The sequence below is a fragment of the Bradyrhizobium sp. AUGA SZCCT0158 genome, assembly GCF_018130065.1.
Classification (GTDB): domain Bacteria; phylum Pseudomonadota; class Alphaproteobacteria; order Rhizobiales; family Xanthobacteraceae; genus Bradyrhizobium.
On sequence record NZ_JAFCME010000008.1, the window covers coordinates 223,632 to 240,514 of the forward strand.

Below are 16,883 nucleotides of genomic sequence, written 5' to 3' on the forward strand. Positions count from 1 at the left end.
CGAAGCGGAGAGCGGTCCGCGCCCGGGAAAGCGCACCAGGAAGAAAACAATACCCTTCGGTTCCGCTGGGAACCGGAGGCCGCGAGTTCATCGGCGATCAACGCCGGGAGCAGGAAAAACAGGGAGACGATTATAATGAAGAACGACATTACCCGCCGCGAGGCGCTGGCACTGGGTGTTTCCGCCGCCGCGCTCGCCGCCACCGGCGCATCGGCGCAATCACCCATCAAGGCCGCCGATGTTCCGGCGCCGAAGTTTGCGATCGAGAAAGGTGCCTCCTTGCGCATGCTGCGCCCGGTGCGCTTCGTGCAGGCGGACGAGGACGTGTTCCGCGCCAATGCCGCCAAGTTCACCAAGGAGACCGGGGTTGAGGTCAAGGTCGACTTCGTCGGCTGGGAAGACATCAACCAGCAGACCGCGGTGACCTCGAACTCCGGCGCCGGCCCCGACATGATCATCGGCTTCTCCGACGCGCCGCACATCTATGTCGACAAGCTGGTCGAACTGAGCGACGTCGCCGATTACATCGGCAAGAAGTACGGCGGCTGGCTGAACCTTGCGAAGGCTTACGGCAAGAAAGCCAAGAGCGACGCCTGGATCGGGCTCCCGTTCGGTGCTACCGCCGGCCCGTTGATCTATCGCAAGTCGATTCTCAAGTCCGTCGGATTCGACAAGGCGCCGGAAGACCCTGCCGGATTCCTCGACCTCTGCAAGAAGCTGCAGAAGGCCGGTAAGCCCGCGGGCTTTGCGCTTGGTAATGCCGTCGGCGACGGTAACGGCTTTGCGGACTGGATGTTGTGGTCGCACAACGCCGCGCTTCTGGATGAAGAAGGCAATGTTACCATCAACAGCAAGGAGACCATCGCGGCGCTGAACTACGTGAAGGAACTCTATCCGACCTTCATCGCCGGCACGCCTTCCTGGAACGACGTCAGCAACAACCGCGCCTATTCTTCGCAGGAACTCGGGCTGACGGCGAACGGCGTCTCGCTGTATTTTTCGCTGAAGAACGATCCGGCAACCAAGGCGATCGCCGACGATTCCGAACATCAGCTGTTGCCGAAGTTCCTTGCACCGGTCTCGCCGATGTCGGGACTGACGCTGAACGCGATGCTGTTCAAGCACAGCCAGTATCCGAACGCTGCGAAGGCCTTCCTGACGTTCATGCTGGAGAAGGACCAGTACGAGCCCTGGCTCAACGCCAACAGCGGCTACTGGTCGCAACCGCTTGCGGCCTATGCCGACGCAGCGGTGTGGTCGAGCGACCCCAAAGTCGCAATCTTCAAGAACACCATGAACAGCAAGTATTACGCCGGCTACAAGGGTCCTATTTCGACTGCCACCGGTGCGGTTCGTGCGGACTATGTGACGGTGCAGATGTTCGCCGCGGTGGCAACCGGCGCCTCGACGCCGGAGGCCGCAGCCGCGGAAGCCGAGCAGCGTGCGAAGCGTTATTTCCGGCGACAGGGCCGGTAACGCCGAACAGAGCGACCGTCATTGCGAGGAGCATAGCGACGAAGCAATCCATTCTTTCGTTCCATGGAGACATGGATTGCTTCCGCCTTCGCTAAAGCTTCGGCGGACAAGTCGCTTGGCTCGCAATGACGGCCTCACATAGCTCGCATCGGGATAATATTGATGTCTGTGACGACCCTACCTTCTCGACCTCGACGCATCATTGAGCAGCGGCAACCAAGCTGGATCGCACGCCTGTTCGATTACAAGCCATTCCTGATCGTGATGTGCCTGACGCCGGCGCTCGGTCTGCTCGGCGTATTCCTCACCTACCCGCTCGGCCTCGGCGTCTGGCTCGCCTTTACCGACACCACCATCGGCAAGCGTGGCGTCTTTATCGGCTTTGAGAATTTCCAGTACCTCTTTACCGATCCGCTGTGGTGGAGCGCGGTATTCTACAGCGTCTTCTACACGGCGATCGCGACCATCGGAAAGTTTGCGCTCGGCTTCTGGCTGGCGCTGCTGCTCAACAACCACTTCCCGCTCAAGAGCCTGCTCCGCGCCATCATCCTGTTGCCGTGGATCGTACCGACGGTGTTGTCGGCGCTGGCGTTCTGGTGGATCTACGATCCGCAATTCTCGATCATTTCCTATCTTTTGGTCGACGTGCTGCACGTCCGCACCACCAATGTCGACTTTCTGGGCACGCCTTGGGCGGCGCGGTTCTCGCTGATCGTCGCCAATATCTGGCGCGGCATTCCGTTCGTGGCGATCTCGCTGCTGGCCGGCCTGCAGACCATCTCGCCCTCGCTCTATGAGGCGGCGATGCTGGACGGCGCCACCGCCTGGCAGCGCTTCCGCTTCATCACGCTGCCGATGATGATGCCCATACTCGCCATTGTGATGACGTTCTCGATCATCTTCACCTTCACCGACTTCCAGCTCGTCTATGCCATTACCCGCGGCGGGCCGGTCAATTCGACACATTTGCTGGCGACGCTGGCGTTCCAGCGCGGCATCGCCGGCGGCGAGCTCGGCGAAGGTGCGGCGATCGCGGTGTCGATGATCCCGTTCCTGGTTTTCGCGACGTTGTTCAGCTACTTCGGCCTCGCCCGCCGCAAATGGCAGCAAGGAGAAGCCAATGACTGACGTAGCTGCCTCACCGGGCAACAGCAATGTCGCCAGCGCCACGCCGGACACCATGTCGTGGGATTCCCGCGCGCGGCGGGTGATGATGATCTATCTGCCGCTGTCGTGCTTCGTGCTGATCCTGCTGTTCCCGTTCTACTGGATGGCGATCACCTCGTTCAAACCGAACGCGGAACTGCTGAACTACAAGGAACACAATCCGTTCTGGATCACCTCGCCGACCATCGCGCATATCAAGCATCTGCTGTTCAACACGGCGTATCCGACCTGGCTGAAGACCACGATGTTCGTGGCGGTTTGTTCGACCTTCCTGTCGCTGTTTGCCTCGACACTGGCCGCTTACGCGATCGAACGGCTGCGCTTCAAGGGCAGCCCCTATGTCGGCCTCGGCATCTACCTCGCCTATCTGGTGCCGCCCTCGATCCTGTTCATTCCGCTGGCCACCGTGATCGTGCAATTCGGCCTGTTCGACTCGCCGATGGCGCTGATCCTGGTGTATCCGACCTTCCTGGTGCCGTTCTGCACCTGGCTGCTGATCGGTTACTTCAAGTCGATTCCCTATGAGCTGGAGGAATGCGCGCTGGTCGACGGCGCGACGCGGCTGCAGATCCTGCGGCGTATCACGCTGCCGCTGGCGGTGCCCGGCCTGATCTCGGCCGGCATCTTCTCGTTCACGCTGTCGTGGAACGAGTTCATCTACGCGCTCGCCTTTATCCAGAGCGGCGCCAACAAGACCGTTCCGGTCGCCATCCTGACCGAACTCGTCACCGGTGACGTGTACCAGTGGGGCGCGCTGATGGCGGGCTCGCTGCTCGGCTCGCTGCCGGTCGCGCTGTTCTACTCGCTGTTCGTCGACTATTACGTCTCGTCGCTGACCGGCGCGGTGAAGGAATAGACGACCGATTATCTGACCGTAAACGCCACAGGGATCGTAAAGCTGATCGATCCCTGCGGGATTTCGGACGGGATCGGCGGAAAGGGTGAAGCCTGGCGGATCATCGCCGAGGCCTGCGCGTCGAGCGCGGCAACGCCTGACGAACCGCTGAGGCGGCCTCCGCTGACCTGTCCACTGCGGCTCACCGTAAAGGACAGCCGCGCGACGCCGCGCTGGCCGTTGGCTGCCGACGGGTACTGGTGGAAACGCATCAGGTGGGCGCGGACGCGCTGATTATAGGATGCGAGCGCCGAGGCCGATGCACCGGCGCTGGCCGCGGAGGCGGCCTGGGCCTGGCGTTCAACACGCGGCGGCGCCGCGGTGCGTGGCGCGGGTGTCGCCTGGTTCGGCTTCTTCGCGTCGGGCCGGACGACCTTTGGCTTGACCGGTGTCGGCGTGGCGGCCGGGACGGGCTTGGCGGGCTCGGCCGCCGGCTTCATTTCCACCTTCTGCTCGGGCGGCGCCACCACGTCCGGCTTCTCCTGCGGCGGGGTCGGCGCGATCTGCTCCTCGACCACCTCCTGCTGCTTGACCGGCTCCGGCGGCGAGGCGTCGGCCTGCTCCATCAACTGGTCAGGCGCGCGCTCGAGCTCAGTCGATTGCGGCGCCGCCGATACCGGCGCCATCTCGACCATGATCGCGGGCAAGGTGGCGCCCGGCGGCGGCCGCGGCGTGTACCAATTCATGAACAGCGCAATCAGCGCGGCATGCGCGGCGAGTATCGCAATGCTCGACGCGCTCCAGCGCCGCACCCCGGCGTGGTCGGTGGCATCATGCAGCGCGAACGCGTTCATCGCGGTCAGCTTCGCCCGTCGAGGCCGACCAGTGCGACCTTGAGATAGCCGGCGTTGCGCAAGAGGTTCATCACCTCCATCAGCTCGCCATAGCTGACGGCCTTGTCGGCGCGCAGATAGATCCGCTCGTCCTTGCGGCCCTTGGTGGCGCCATCAAGCGTCGCGGTCAGTGTGTCGCGCGCGATGATGTCCTCGCCGACCGCGACCGACAGGTCCGGCTTCACCGTGACGAACACCGGCTTGTCCGGACGCGGCGCGGGTTCGACCGCGCTGGCCGGCAAATCGACGCCGAGATCGACGGTGGCAAGCGGCGCGGCGACCATGAAGATGATGAGCAGCACCAGCATCACGTCGATGAACGGCGTGACGTTGATCTCGTGGTTCTCGGCGAGATCGTCGTCGCCGCCGCGCGAGCGGCCGCCGAAGCTTGCGCGTGTGCCCAATCCAGCGCCCATGATTCACTCCGCGGCGCGCGCCAGCCGGAACGAGCCGTGATCGCCCTCGCGGCTGATCAGCAGCATCACCATGACAGAGGCGTCGCCGAGCAGCGCGCGGTGGGCCGAAATCGTGCGCGTCAGGTGGTTGTAGATCACCACCGCCGGGATCGCGGCCACCAGCCCCAGCGCGGTCGCCAGCAGCGCCTCGGCGATGCCGGGCGCGACCACCGCGAGGTTGGTAGTGTGGGCTTCCGAAATGCCGATAAAGGCATTCATGATGCCCCACACCGTGCCGAACAGGCCGACGAACGGCGCGGTGGCGCCGATGGTCGCCAGCACGCCGGTGCCGCGCGCGATCTGCCGCGACATCGCGGCCTCGACCCGCTCCAGCCGCAGCGCGATCCGCTCCTTGAAACCGTCATCATTGATGCCGCCGGAAAGACTGGTTTCGCGCGCGGCAGACTGCACGATCTGCGCCACCGCGTCGCCGCCGTTGCGGCACTGCTTTTCGACGTCGGCGAGCACCGTATCAGTCTCGAGCAGGGAGATCCGCCGCCTGGCGGTCGCAGTCTTGCGCCTGATCTCGAGCGTTTTCGCGAGCCAGATCGTCCAGGTCACCAGCGAGGCAAATGCCAATCCGACCATCACGGCTTGCACCACGATGTCGGCATTGACGAACATGTTCCATGGCGAGAGATTGCGCGGCAGCAACGCGGTGTCGGTGGCGGCAAGCGCCGCCCCCGGAATTACTGCCACGCAAGCGGCTATCGAGGCCGCCAGCTTTCTCGATCCCGACTTGCGCACATTCTGCTGCATGGTCACCTCCCGGCGGACAACACTGCGGATGGTCAGGCCGCCTTTGCCGAAGCAAGGCTGTCCGCAAGCGACTGAAAACGCTTCAGCTGATCGCCGCGCAACGCGCGGGTCTCGTCGCGGCCGACGAACACCTTGAACATGATGCCGCCATCGACATTGATGAAGGCGACGAAGGCCGACGACTTGCCCATGAAGGGACGCTCGACAAAGGCGACCGCGTCGCAGCGTTCATGCCTGAGATGGCCGTGCAATCCCTTGTTAGAGCCCTTGGGCTGCATCAGGTTGAAATAGCCGCGGCCAACCTCGCCCGCCGGGATCGCTCCGGTGAACTCGAAGATCGCATCAACGGTATGGACGATCAGCGTCACCTCGCCCCATTGCGCGATGTCCTGCATCGCGGCGGCGAAATGGCTGCCGACACCGATCCGTACCATCGTTTCGGGCATCGCCTCGATCACCGCGCGCGGCGTGACGTTGCGCTCGCGCGCAACGTCCTCGATCACGGCGCCCGGATTTTCCGCCATATACGCCGTGAGATCGGCGCTCTGCGTGCTCGACATGCAGGCCTCCCGTCAGGCGGCGGCGCTGGTTTTGCGCTCGGACTGGATCACCTCGAAACCTTCGAACTTGGGATGGCCGAGGTAGAGGCTTTCGCCGGTCTTGTTGTCGGCGCGGGCATGGGCGCGGCGGAATTCTTCCGAGCGGGTCCAGGCCTCGAACGCGGCCTTGTCGACCCAGGTGGTGTGCGACGAATACAGCGTGTGGTCGTCGGCGACCGGACCTTTGAGCAGATGAAATTCGACGAAGCCGGCCATGTTGCCGAGATAGGACTCCCGCGTTGCCCACACCGTCTCGAAAGCCTGCTCCTGGCCGAGTTTCACCTGAAACCTGTTCATCGCGATAAACATGGAAATCTCCTTGTTGCGGTCCGTCTCTGTTGCGAGCGAACCAGTTGAATTTGACGAAAACACGAACGCACCGCAGCCGCGCTGGAGCATCAACGCGGCCCGGTGGAGATTAAAGTTTGAAACGTCAGCTAACGCTCTGGTTACGCTCCGCCAAAGTGAATTTTCAAGCCGGCCTTATAGACTCTGCCCGGACCGGGGCTCGAGAACAGCACGTCGTTCTGCGTGGTGCCGTCGGTCGAGCTGCCGGGGATCGCATAGGGCCGGTAGTACTGGTTCAAGAGATTGTCGATCGACGCCGAGAACACGATATCCTTTGTCGCATTCCAGGTCAGGTACAGATTGACCAGTTCATACGACGTCGACGGCAGGTAGCCGGCCGGAAGATCGTTGTTGGCACCGAACGACGCCCACTGCGCAGCCAGGATCAGCGTGCGGTCGAGCAAGCGGACGCCGGCCGTCGTCGTCACCTTGCGCGGCGTGATGGTGGAGAGCCCGACATTGGTCTGGGTGTTCTTGCCGCGGATCAGGTGGCCGGCAACGCCGAGATACCAGGTTCCGGCGTCATACAGCGCCTCGGCCTCAAAGCCCTCGATCCTGGCACTGGCGATATTCTGGTATTGGAAGAATTGTGAGAACAGGCCGGGGACCGGAACCAGGATAGCGGTTCTCGGCGTCGATCCGACAAGGTCGATATAATCAGAGACGTCGTTGCGGAATACGTTGAACTTGCCCCGGAAGCTGTCATCGGCCGCGAAGATACCGTTGTACTTCAGGTTGACGCCGGCTTCCTTGTTCTTGCCGACTTCGGGGCGGAGGCCCGGATTGGGCAGGAAGCAGAACAGTCCGGCGGTGCCGCCCGGACAGGGGAACAGGGTGGGACCGCCGCCGGTCGCGTGCTCGCCGGCGATCAGCGTCTCCGTGATCGAGGGCGCGCGGTAACCTTCGGAATAGCTGACATAGGGCGTGAAGCCGGCCACCGGCGTCACACCAAGGGTGATCTTGGGCGAGAATCGATCGCCGCCCGTCGATACCGTGGACGACTGAAGCTCGTAGCGGTCATAGCGGATCGCGCTGACCGCTTCGAACCAGGTCGAATAATTCTGCTTCAACTGGATGAAGGCACCGGAGACCTTGCGGTGGCCGCCCGGTGTGGTGATCTCGGAATTGCCCCGGCTGTCGGACGTGCTGACATCGTCCTTGAACGCGTCGAAGCCGTAGGTCACCGCGTTGCGCCAGTCGGCGACGTTGAAACGCGTGGTGTTGTTGACGTCGATGCCGACGGTGTCGAGCAGATAGCCGCGCCTGTCGCCGACACAGCCTGAGATGTTGTTGCCGGGATTGGCGAGCGTGCAGACGCCGCCGCCGGTGGTGATGCGGTTGTTGTAGGTCTTGACCTGGTCGTTCTCGACCCGGTTGCCATAGACCGTCGCATTCCAGTCGAACCAATTGTCGTCCGGCTTGGAGTATTTCCAGCTTAGGGTGCCGAGGTAGTTCTTGGCATCGGATGCATAGACCGACGAGCCTGCAATTGCCGCCAGCGGGGCTGCCGTGGTGGTCGGCCCACGGTTCGGCTGACCGATCGAGTATTTGTAGTCCTGGAACATGGTGCCGAACTTGACTTCATGGCCATCGGCAGGCCGCACCGTGAGCTTCAACAGCCCGGCGGCGATTTCATTGCCGGTATTGCCGATCTCGGTGCCGCTGCCGTCCTTGTAATTTCCCTGCGTGCGGTAAACCGCGCCGCCGAAAATATCGACATTGGGATCGGCGCGGACGCCGCCGAAGATCGAGCCGAGGCCGCGGCTGTTGTTGGTGCCGCCGGAGCCGGTCAGGTCGACGCCCCAGCGTTCGCCCGGGCGCACGACGTCATTGATATCCTTGGTGCGGAACGAGACCACGCCACCGATCGCGCCGGAGCCGTAGATGTTCGCGGTCGGACCGCGCACGACATCGACGCCGCCGACCAGTTCGGGATCGAGGAAGAACGATCCGTTGGCATTGTGGCCGGTGCGCTGGTAATTCTGCCGGGCGCCATCGACGACCACAGCGACGCGACCGAAATCCTGCAAGCCGCGGATGTTGATCGAAGTCGACGGATCGTCGCCGCGATCCTGGAACGATACGCCAGGCACGTTATAGAAGATGTCGGCGAGCCGCTTCGGCTGCAGTCCCTGGATCTGTTCGAGCGTCACGACGCTGACCGGCGCCAGCGCGTCGATCGCGCGCTCTTCGGTTTTCGATGCGGCAACGGTGATGGTGTCGAGCGACTGCACGGGTGCGCGGCCGATCTGCGCGTACGCGTTCAACACCGGCGCGGCTGCCTGCTGCTCCGCTTGCGGTTTGGCGGGCTTGCGCTTGGCCTGTTTCTTCCGTTCCGACGAACGACCGGTCTCCTGCGTGTCCGCGGTCTGCGCAACCGCGGCATCGCCCATCAGCAACGCAAATGACATTACCGACGCGCCCAAAAGAAGGGCGCGCGGATACCTAGCCCCGTCAGCCATAACAACCCCAAACTGTTAGCTATTTCCTGGGTTTGGCTGGCGGGCGCTACGCGACGTGCGAGCTGCTTGCTGGCTACCACTTTTCGAACGCAGGCCCCCCGGCCCGCATTCTGTCACAATTGGTTAAGCGGTGGCGTCGGGGCGGTCAATGACTGGGGCGCGCACTTTATATCTATTGTAAATTGCCGCGGTTGGATTGCGCTTCGGCCCAACTATACAAGGTTGGAACATAAGAACTTCTTTTGGGGCACAACAGAATTAGATGGCCGCACCTTCCGGAGACAAACTCGGAGGCGCCGCGCGAAGCGCGGGGAATCCACCTGTTGCGGGACGATCGGTGGCCATGATCGGCAACCGGCTCGACAGCCGCGAGCTGTTTGCAACCGAACGCGAGATCATCATTGCGCACGGCGAAGAGAATTACCGCTTGCGGCTGACGTCGCAAAACAAGCTGATCCTGACCAAGTGATGCATGCAAGTGATCCCTGCAAGTGATACCTAGATGACAATTTCCCGCACGCTCGCTTTGCTCGCCACGACCTGCGCCTTCGCCATTGGCGGCGCGGCGCTGGCGGCGGGCATTACGGTGCACGACGCGCGCAACCGCGACGTCACGATTTCGGATCCGGCGCGGATCGTTTCGATCGGAGGCGCCATCACCGAGATCCTCTACGCGCTGGGCTTCGAGGACCGGCTGGCCGGCGTCGACGCGACCAGCCTCTATCCGACGTCGGCGCTGCGCGACAAACCCAATGTCGGCTATATGCGCCAGCTCTCGGCCGAGGGCGTGCTCGGGCTCAACCCTTCGCTCGTGCTTGCCGTGCAGGGCTCGGGGCCGAAGGAAACCATTGATGTGCTGGAGGCGGCGAAGGTGCCGCTGGTGCTGGTGCCTGAAACCTTTTCCGAACAGGGCCTGCTCGACAAGATCAAGCTGGTCGGCCACGCCATGGGCGCCGACGCGCGGGCGGAATGCCTGACCAAAGCGGTATCCGGCGACCTGGCGCAACTGCGCGAGCTGCGCGCCAAGGTGACAAGGCCGGTGCGCGTGATGTTCGTGATGTCGCTGCTCAACGGCCGCGCCATGGCGGCCGGCCAGAAGACCGCGGCGAATGAAATCATCGCGCTGGCCGGCGGCGTCAACGCGATCGACAGCTATGACGGCTACAAGATCATCAATGACGAGGCGATCGTCGCGGCGAGGCCCGACGTGGTGCTCTCGATCGAGCGCAGCAAGGGCTCGCTGGAAGCTGACGCCGTCTTTGTCCATCCGGCCTTCGCGATGACGCCTGTGGTGGCGAACAAGGCCTTCATTGCAATGGAAGGCCTCTATCTGCTTGGCTTCGGTCCGCGCACCGCGGCCGCCGCGCGCGACCTCTCGGTCAAGCTCTATCCGTCGCTGGCGCCGCAGGCGGAAAAATTCACGCCGGCCGCGCTGACGGCGAACTGCCGGCAATGACCGCCGTGGCCGAGGCGGAGAGCGCGAAGCGCCGCAGCGGCTCCGCTTTGCGGCCCGCCGCCACGCTGACGCTGGCTGGATTGCTGCTGGCGCTCGCCGGTGCGGCCCTGATCGCGCTCACGATGGGCGCAGCGGGAATTCCGCTGTCGCGGCTTCCGGCAGCGCTCGGCCTGTGGAGCGATGCATCGCCGCATCCGCTGGCGGCGCGCGATCAGCTCGTGCTGTGGTCGATCCGGATTCCGCGGATCGCGGCGGCGGCGATGGTCGGCGGCCTGCTCGCCGCGTCCGGCACCATCATGCAGGGGCTGTTCCGGAATCCGCTGGCCGATCCCGCCCTCGTCGGCGTCTCCAGCGGCGGCGCGTTTGCGGCGGCCAGCGCCATCGTGTTCACCAACAGCCATCTTGGCGAAAGCCTGCATTTCATGCAGAACCAGCTGCTGCCGCTCGCCGCCTTCTTCGGCTCGCTGGCGACCACCATCGTGCTCTACGGCATTGCCAGCCGTTCGGGACGGACCTCGATTGCGATCTTCCTGCTGGCGGGGCTGGCGATCGCCGCCATCGCCAATGCCGGCATCGGGCTCCTGGTGTTCATCGCCGACGACCGCCAGCTGCGCGACATCACCTTCTGGCTACTGGGATCGCTGAGCGGCGCGACCTGGCCCAAGGTCGCCACGCTGGCGCCGGTGCTGCTGTTTGCGCTGATCGCCTGCCTGTGGATCGGCCGCGGGCTCGACGTGCTCGTGCTCGGCGAGGCCGAGGCGTTTCACAGCGGCGTCGATGTCGAGCGGCTGAAGCGGATTTCGATCGTGTTGGTATCGGCGATGACCGGCGTTGCGGTGTCGATCTGCGGCGTCGTCGGATTTATCGGCATCGTGGTGCCGCATCTGCTGCGGCTGGTGATCGGGCCGGCGCACCGGCTGCTGCTGCCCGCCTCTGTATTATCAGGCGCGATCCTGCTGGTCGGGGCCGATACGCTGGCGCGCACCATCGTTGCGCCTGCCGAATTGCCGATCGGCATCCTGACTGCTGCGGTCGGCGCGCCATTCTTCCTCGCCATGCTGCTGCGCCAGCGCGGGCTGGTCGGACTATGAATCCGATGCTCGAAGCACGGTCGGTGTCGCTGCGGATCGGCGACGCGACCCTGGTCGATGCCATCGACCTGCGCGTGTCCGCCGGCGAGATGGTCGCGATCGTCGGGCCCAACGGTGCGGGTAAATCAACGCTGTTGCGGATGCTGTCTGGCGACCTCCGGCCGACCCGCGGCCATGTCGAACTCAAGCAGCGCGGCATCGACGCCTACAGACCGCGCCAATTGGCCCAGCATCGCGCCATGCTGTCGCAGCACGTCAACGTCACTTTCCCGTTCACGGTCGGGGAGATCGTCGCGATGGGCGCGGGCGACAACAGCCGCGCCGCCGCGCAGCGGCTGGTCGATGCGGCGCTGCATGAGGTCGGGCTGGAGCGGTTCAGCCACCGGCAATTGCCGACCTTGTCCGGCGGCGAGCAACAGCGCGCGCATTTTGCCCGCGTGCTGGTGCAGCTCGCCTGCGGCGAGGCGCAGCACGGGCCGGGATTGCTGCTCCTGGACGAGCCGACCTCGAGCCTCGACATGCGCCACCAGATCGACCTGGTGGAAACCGCCAAGCTGCGCGCGCGGGGCGGCACTGCCGTGATCGCGGTGCTGCACGATCTCAATCTCGCGATGCGTTTCGCCGACCGGATCGTGCTCTTGCACCGCGGCAGGCTGGCGATCGACGGCGGCCGCACCGACGCCATCACGGCCGAAACCATCCGCCGCATCTTCGAAGTGGACGTCACCGTCGAGTATACCGACCATGGCGTGCCGTTCCTGCTGCCGCAGACCATGCGGCCGGTCGCGACCCGGTAGCCGCCCAAGGATCCGCCCAAGTATCCTCGTTCGCGCGGGCGGCGTAAGGCCGCAACTTTATCCAACGGCATCACCGGTGTTTCATAAAACTGTCAGGTGGCTGTTACACGCTCCCCGGAGAACACGGCATCGTTTCTCACAGGAGATATTACCATGCGCATGTCACTGCTCTGTTCCGTCGCCTCGGTCTTTCTGGTTACAGGTGCCGCGTTTGCGCAAGGCGAAGGCGAGTTTCCGGCCACGCTGAAGGGCCACGCCGTGCTATCAGCGCAATCCTTTGTCGAGGCCCCCGCCGACGCGCCGGATGACCTCAAGAATGCCGGCAAATACACCACCGGCCGCCGGATCGATGCGCTGGGCAGCGTGATGGGAAAATCCTATGAGCGCCCGACCGGCGTCTCGCTGCCGTTCAAGGGCCAGCCGCTGCAGGGCCATTCCGGCATCAAGGTGATGGCTGACGGCTCGTTCTGGGTGCTCACCGACAACGGCATGGGCTCGCGCTACAACTCGCCGGATTCGATGCTGTACCTGAACCGGCACAAGATCGACTGGGCGACCGGCACGATCGAGCGCCAGGAAACCGTCTTCCTGCATGACCCCGACAAGAAGGTGCCGTTCCGCATCGTCCACGAAGCCACCGCCAAGCGCTACCTCACCGGCGCCGACTTCGACACCGAAGGTTTCCAGATCATCGGCGACACTTTCTGGATCGGCGATGAATTCGGTCCCTACATCCTGAAGGCCGACAAGACCGGAAAAGTGCTCGCCGTGTTCGACACCAGCGCCGACGGCAAGCCGGTGCGTTCGCCGGACCATTGGTCGGTGCAGTCGCCGGGCGCGCCGGGCGCCAGCTACACCACCGTCAACCTGCGCCGCTCCAAGGGTTATGAAGGCTTTGGCGGATCGAAGGACGGCAAGTTCCTCTACGGCCTGCTGGAAGGCCCGCTGTGGGACGCCGAGAAAAAGGACGTTGAAAAGGTCGACGGCAAGGAAGCCGCGCGGATTCTCGAATTCGACGTCGCGGCGGAAAAATTCACCGGGCGCTACTGGCACTATGTGTTCGAGGCCAACGGCCACGCCATCGGCGACTTCAACATGATCGACGCCTCCTCCGGCCTGATCATCGAGCGCGACAATGGCGAAGGCACCGCGGACAAGGCCTGCCCGCAAGGCACCCGCGGCGAGAGTTGCTTCCCGGATCTGGCGAAGTTCAAGCGCGTCTACAAAGTCGAACTTAACGACGCCAATGCCGGCAAGCCGGTGCGCAAGATCGCCTATATCGACCTGATGAAGATCAAGGATCCCGACAAGAAGGCAAAGAAGCCGCTCAATGACGGCGTGCTGACGTTCCCGTTCTTCACCATCGAGAACGTCGACCGCGTCGACGACACCCACATCATCGTCGGCAACGACAACAATCTGCCGTTCTCCTCGAGCCGCGATCCCAACAAGGCCGACGACAACGAGTTCGTGCTGCTGGAAGTCGGTGAGTTTTTGAAGGCGAAGTGAGCTCTCTGGTCTCCCTCTCCCCGTTCTTCACGGGGAGAGGGTCGGGGTGAGGGGCTCTCACCGCGAAAGCAGTGTCAGTTGATAGACCTGTACCCCCTCACCCGAAATCCGCTATCGCGAATTTCGACCTCTCCCCGCAAGCGGGCCGCAAGCGGGGAGAGGTAAGAAGAGACCTACTCCTTCCGCGTCCGATAATCACCAAACGTCGTGTCGCGCTGGTCGAGCTGTGACTTTACGCTCGATCCGTCGCGGCGGAATGTCGACATGTAGTTGCGCGAAGCTTCCGTCGTGAACGCCAGCGCCTGGATTTCGGTGCCGGCGCGCATCGCGGCGCGGGCGCCCATGATCTCCATCGCGCGGTGCACCGAGCGCTTGTTGAGCTGCTGCAATTCAATCGGCACTTTGGCGGCGCGCTCGGCGAAATCCAGCGTGCGCGTATCTAACTCTTCGAGCGGAAACGACCGCGTCGCAAAGCCCCATTCGGCGGCCTCGCGGCCGGACATCGCGTCCCCGGTCAGCATCAGCTCCATGGCGCGGCGCATGCCGACCAGCCAGGGGTGATATTGCATGTCGGGCGGCGACATCAGCCGCACGGGCGGATAGCCGATTTGCGCATCGTCCGCGACATAGACGATATCGCAGGCGGTCGCGAGCTCCGTGCCGCCGGCAAGGCAATAGCCGTGCACCTGCGCCACCACGGGTTTTGCAAGATCCCAGATCCCGAACCAGCCCTCGACGACGTGCCGCGACCATTGGCCAGGGCCGGCAGCCGAGTGATAGGGCTGATCGACGCGGTTATCCGCCGACAAATCGTACCCTGCGGAAAAGCAGGGACCAGCGCCGCGAATAATCGAGGTCGAAATGTCAGGATCGCGATCGGCCTGTTCCAGCACCTCGAACACTTCCGCCCGCAGGTGGTTGTTGAGCGCGTTGCGCTTTTCGGGACGATTGAGCGTGATGCGCCGGACCCGCGGCCGGGGATCGTCGACGAGAATGTGTTGGTATGGCATCGGTGGCTTCTCCCTGTTCGCGGGACCTGTTGGGCGGTCCTTAGCTTGATGCCGATATCAGAGAGGAAGTCGCAAGCTGCGGCAAGGCCGCGGGATGCAGACCAGCACCCCACGGCCTTTGCTCACCTTCCGTCATGCCCGGCCTTGTGCCGGGCATCCGCGTCTTGCTTGCCTCCATGACGAAGACGTGGATGGCCGGGACATAGGCGAGCGGAAGCGACGCCGTGCTTCAGACGGCTACGCCCGGCCATGACGAGCTAGCCCGCCGGGTTCATGACCACGCCCTTGTCCTTGGGCCAGCGCACGCGCCAGGCAAAGCCGATGTCGCGGACTTCGCCGGCCTTGGCCTCGAAGGCCCATTCCAGCACACCGCGCTTGTCGCGCAGGTTGGTCGTGGTCGGCGGCGTCGAGGATGACAGCATTTCGACCTGGATGTCTTCGTTCTCGCTGACCGGCAGCTGATCCTCGACCGCGACTTTGATCGGGAAGTCGTGGCCGTTGCGGATGGTGGTCTTGAACGAGCGCTCGTCGGTCTTCGACGTGGTCACGATCAGGCCGGCCGAACCCTCGTTGCGTTTGATTGTCGTGCGCTCGATCTTGATCTTGTCGTCGGCGCCGAAGCCGAGGCGGACGGTTTCGTCCTTGCCGGCGGCGGCCATCTGGCCGCGGCCGACGAACACGCCGTCGCGATAGATCGCGACACGGCCGGGCAGCAATGGCGCGTCTTCGGTCTGCTTGAAGCTGGCTTCCAGGAACGCGGTCGGATCCAGCACCGGCACCGCGCGGACCGCAAGATCGGGCGCGATGATCGCAGAGGAGACGCGCAGGCTCTTTGCGCCCTCGCTGGCGCCGAGGCTGACACGGCCCGGAATTTTGAACACCACCTGGAAGCCGCTGACTTCGGCGGCGGCCTGCTGCTCGTCGGCACGCTCGGACATTGCCTCTGGCGCCCGTTGCGCGGGCGCCGCGCGTACCAATGGCTTGGCGGCATCCATGCCGCCGCTGACGGATGCGGCAGCCCGCGGCGGCGGCGGATATTGCACGATCAGCGAATTCAGGTCCGGCGCCTTGCCGCCGCGCGCGGTGCGCACGGTGGAAACGGCAAGCGCGACATTCGACCAGTCCTCGCCGGTGTTCTGGGTGATTTCGGCGCGGCGCACCAGTTCGAGCGCGGGCTTGCGGTCTCTGGCGCCGGTGTCGAGACGGGCATCGTACAGCGGCGTCCAGCGCGCGTTGCGCACCGCGTAGGTCACCCGCAGCGTGGCCTTGGTCGCAGCCGCGGCGGCGAGCTCGATCCGGACCTCGAGCTTGCTCGGCGGCTTCTGCGCCCGGTCGGCTTCCAGCCGCGCGATTTCGCGGTCGAGCTCGCGCTGCTTGCGTTCGGCGTCGCGGATCGCGCTGTCGGCGGTAGCGACTTCCTCGGCCACGGCGGCAAAGGCCGCGCGCCATTCGGCAATGGGACGCGCCTCGCCCTTGTCACCGATCCCGGCCGGCGAGGCATCGGCAAACCGCTCGGCGAATTTGCGTCGCGCCGCGGCTGAATTGATCGCGCCCTGCAGATCGGCGCGCTGGTCTTTCAACGCCTCGATGCGCTTGTCGAGTTCGGGCAGATTGACCGGCGGCGCCGCGCGCGGCGGCTTGGCATCGATGGCGCCAATGGTGAGTTTTGCCCCCGCCTCGCCCTCGACCCGCAGCGAGGACGGATCCAGCGTCAGCGGAAAATCCTTCAGCACGGCCGAGTGGTCGCCGGCCGGAAGATCGACGGTGATGACCCGGGTGATGCTGGCGCCGTCGGGATAGACGGTGACGGCATCGACGGCCGAACTGGCTGATACATCGGCCGCCCGCACCGGTGCTGCGGCCAACGCCGCAACCACGACGAGGCTGGTCGTCACAAGGCACTTGGCTGAACACTTGGCTGAAAATCGCATTGGTTTCCCTCTCCTAAGGCCGCCTGCTGACCGGCGACGCAAAAAAACTCCCACCACCCCTGGTGATGAGACGTTGCGAGCGAGGAACTGGTTCG

Annotated in this window: 16 protein-coding genes; 8 read left to right on the forward strand and 8 right to left on the reverse strand. The window is 64.2% G+C overall.

From position 1 onward, the window contains the following. The first annotated feature begins 135 nt into the window (after positions 1 to 135). From JQ574_RS14185 to JQ574_RS14195, 3 genes are all read left to right on the forward strand, one after another. Complete coding sequence (locus JQ574_RS14185; RefSeq protein WP_212207254.1) at positions 136 to 1,476, forward strand: ABC transporter substrate-binding protein; 1,341 nt, start codon at positions 136 to 138, stop codon at positions 1,474 to 1,476. 162 nt (positions 1,477 to 1,638) lie between these two features. After that, positions 1,639 to 2,604: a carbohydrate ABC transporter permease gene (locus tag JQ574_RS14190; RefSeq protein WP_212207253.1), complete on the forward strand. Its 966-nt coding sequence runs from the start codon at positions 1,639 to 1,641 to the stop codon at positions 2,602 to 2,604. Then, positions 2,597 to 3,499 carry a carbohydrate ABC transporter permease gene (locus JQ574_RS14195; RefSeq protein WP_212207252.1) on the forward strand — a complete coding sequence of 301 codons (903 nt, stop codon included), beginning with the start codon at positions 2,597 to 2,599 and terminating at the stop codon, positions 3,497 to 3,499. The genes JQ574_RS14190 and JQ574_RS14195 overlap by 8 nt, the downstream gene beginning before the upstream one ends. An 8-nt stretch (positions 3,500 to 3,507) precedes the next feature. Here JQ574_RS14195 and JQ574_RS14200 read toward each other — a convergent pair whose 3' ends face one another. The 6 genes from JQ574_RS14200 to JQ574_RS14225 all read right to left on the reverse strand — a co-directional run bounded on the left by JQ574_RS14200 (position 3,508) and on the right by JQ574_RS14225 (position 8,994). After that, on the reverse strand, positions 3,508 to 4,332 hold the full coding sequence (locus JQ574_RS14200) for an energy transducer TonB (RefSeq protein WP_212207251.1): 825 nt from the start codon (positions 4,330 to 4,332) through the stop codon (positions 3,508 to 3,510). A 5-nt stretch (positions 4,333 to 4,337) separates the two neighbouring features. Further along, positions 4,338 to 4,787 carry a TonB system transport protein ExbD gene (gene exbD / locus JQ574_RS14205; protein ID WP_212207250.1) on the reverse strand — a complete coding sequence of 150 codons (450 nt, stop codon included), beginning with the start codon at positions 4,785 to 4,787 and terminating at the stop codon, positions 4,338 to 4,340. A 3-nt stretch (positions 4,788 to 4,790) separates the two neighbouring features. Then, positions 4,791 to 5,585, reverse strand: coding sequence for a tonB-system energizer ExbB (gene exbB, locus JQ574_RS14210; protein WP_212207249.1), 795 nt, complete (start codon positions 5,583 to 5,585; stop codon positions 4,791 to 4,793). 32 nt (positions 5,586 to 5,617) lie between these two features. After that, positions 5,618 to 6,145, reverse strand: coding sequence for a heme utilization cystosolic carrier protein HutX (gene hutX, locus JQ574_RS14215; RefSeq protein WP_212207248.1), 528 nt, complete (start codon positions 6,143 to 6,145; stop codon positions 5,618 to 5,620). Positions 6,146 to 6,157: 12 nt separating this feature from the next. After that, positions 6,158 to 6,493 carry an antibiotic biosynthesis monooxygenase gene (locus JQ574_RS14220; protein WP_212207247.1) on the reverse strand — a complete coding sequence of 112 codons (336 nt, stop codon included), beginning with the start codon at positions 6,491 to 6,493 and terminating at the stop codon, positions 6,158 to 6,160. A gap of 140 nt (positions 6,494 to 6,633) precedes the next feature. After that, a complete protein-coding gene (locus tag JQ574_RS14225) occupies positions 6,634 to 8,994 on the reverse strand; it encodes a TonB-dependent hemoglobin/transferrin/lactoferrin family receptor (protein ID WP_212207246.1) in 2,361 nt (786 codons plus the stop codon). A 262-nt stretch (positions 8,995 to 9,256) separates the two neighbouring features. Here JQ574_RS14225 and JQ574_RS35095 point away from each other — a divergent pair, with 262 nt between their 5' ends. The 5 genes from JQ574_RS35095 (at position 9,257) to JQ574_RS14250 (ending at position 13,847) form a co-directional block, all read left to right on the forward strand. After that, positions 9,257 to 9,463, forward strand: a complete 207-nt coding sequence (locus tag JQ574_RS35095) for a hemin uptake protein HemP (protein ID WP_249119330.1) — start codon at positions 9,257 to 9,259, stop codon at positions 9,461 to 9,463. Positions 9,464 to 9,496: 33 nt separating this feature from the next. Next, complete coding sequence (locus JQ574_RS14235) at positions 9,497 to 10,450, forward strand: hemin ABC transporter substrate-binding protein (protein ID WP_212207245.1); 954 nt, start codon at positions 9,497 to 9,499, stop codon at positions 10,448 to 10,450. Then, entirely contained in the window at positions 10,447 to 11,541 is a 1,095-nt protein-coding gene (locus tag JQ574_RS14240) for an iron ABC transporter permease (protein ID WP_212207244.1), read from the forward strand. The genes JQ574_RS14235 and JQ574_RS14240 overlap by 4 nt, the downstream gene beginning before the upstream one ends. Continuing rightward, positions 11,538 to 12,338, forward strand: coding sequence for a heme ABC transporter ATP-binding protein (locus JQ574_RS14245; protein ID WP_212207243.1), 801 nt, complete (start codon positions 11,538 to 11,540; stop codon positions 12,336 to 12,338). The genes JQ574_RS14240 and JQ574_RS14245 overlap by 4 nt, the downstream gene beginning before the upstream one ends. Before the next feature lie 153 nt (positions 12,339 to 12,491). Further along, positions 12,492 to 13,847, forward strand: coding sequence for an esterase-like activity of phytase family protein (locus JQ574_RS14250; protein ID WP_212207242.1), 1,356 nt, complete (start codon positions 12,492 to 12,494; stop codon positions 13,845 to 13,847). A 173-nt stretch (positions 13,848 to 14,020) separates the two neighbouring features. Here JQ574_RS14250 and JQ574_RS14255 read toward each other — a convergent pair whose 3' ends face one another. After that, positions 14,021 to 14,857 carry an enoyl-CoA hydratase-related protein gene (locus tag JQ574_RS14255; RefSeq protein ID WP_212207241.1) on the reverse strand — a complete coding sequence of 279 codons (837 nt, stop codon included), beginning with the start codon at positions 14,855 to 14,857 and terminating at the stop codon, positions 14,021 to 14,023. Between the two features lie 257 nt (positions 14,858 to 15,114). After that, complete coding sequence (locus tag JQ574_RS14260; protein WP_212207240.1) at positions 15,115 to 16,788, reverse strand: mucoidy inhibitor MuiA family protein; 1,674 nt, start codon at positions 16,786 to 16,788, stop codon at positions 15,115 to 15,117. Between the last annotated feature and the right edge of the window lie 95 nt (positions 16,789 to 16,883).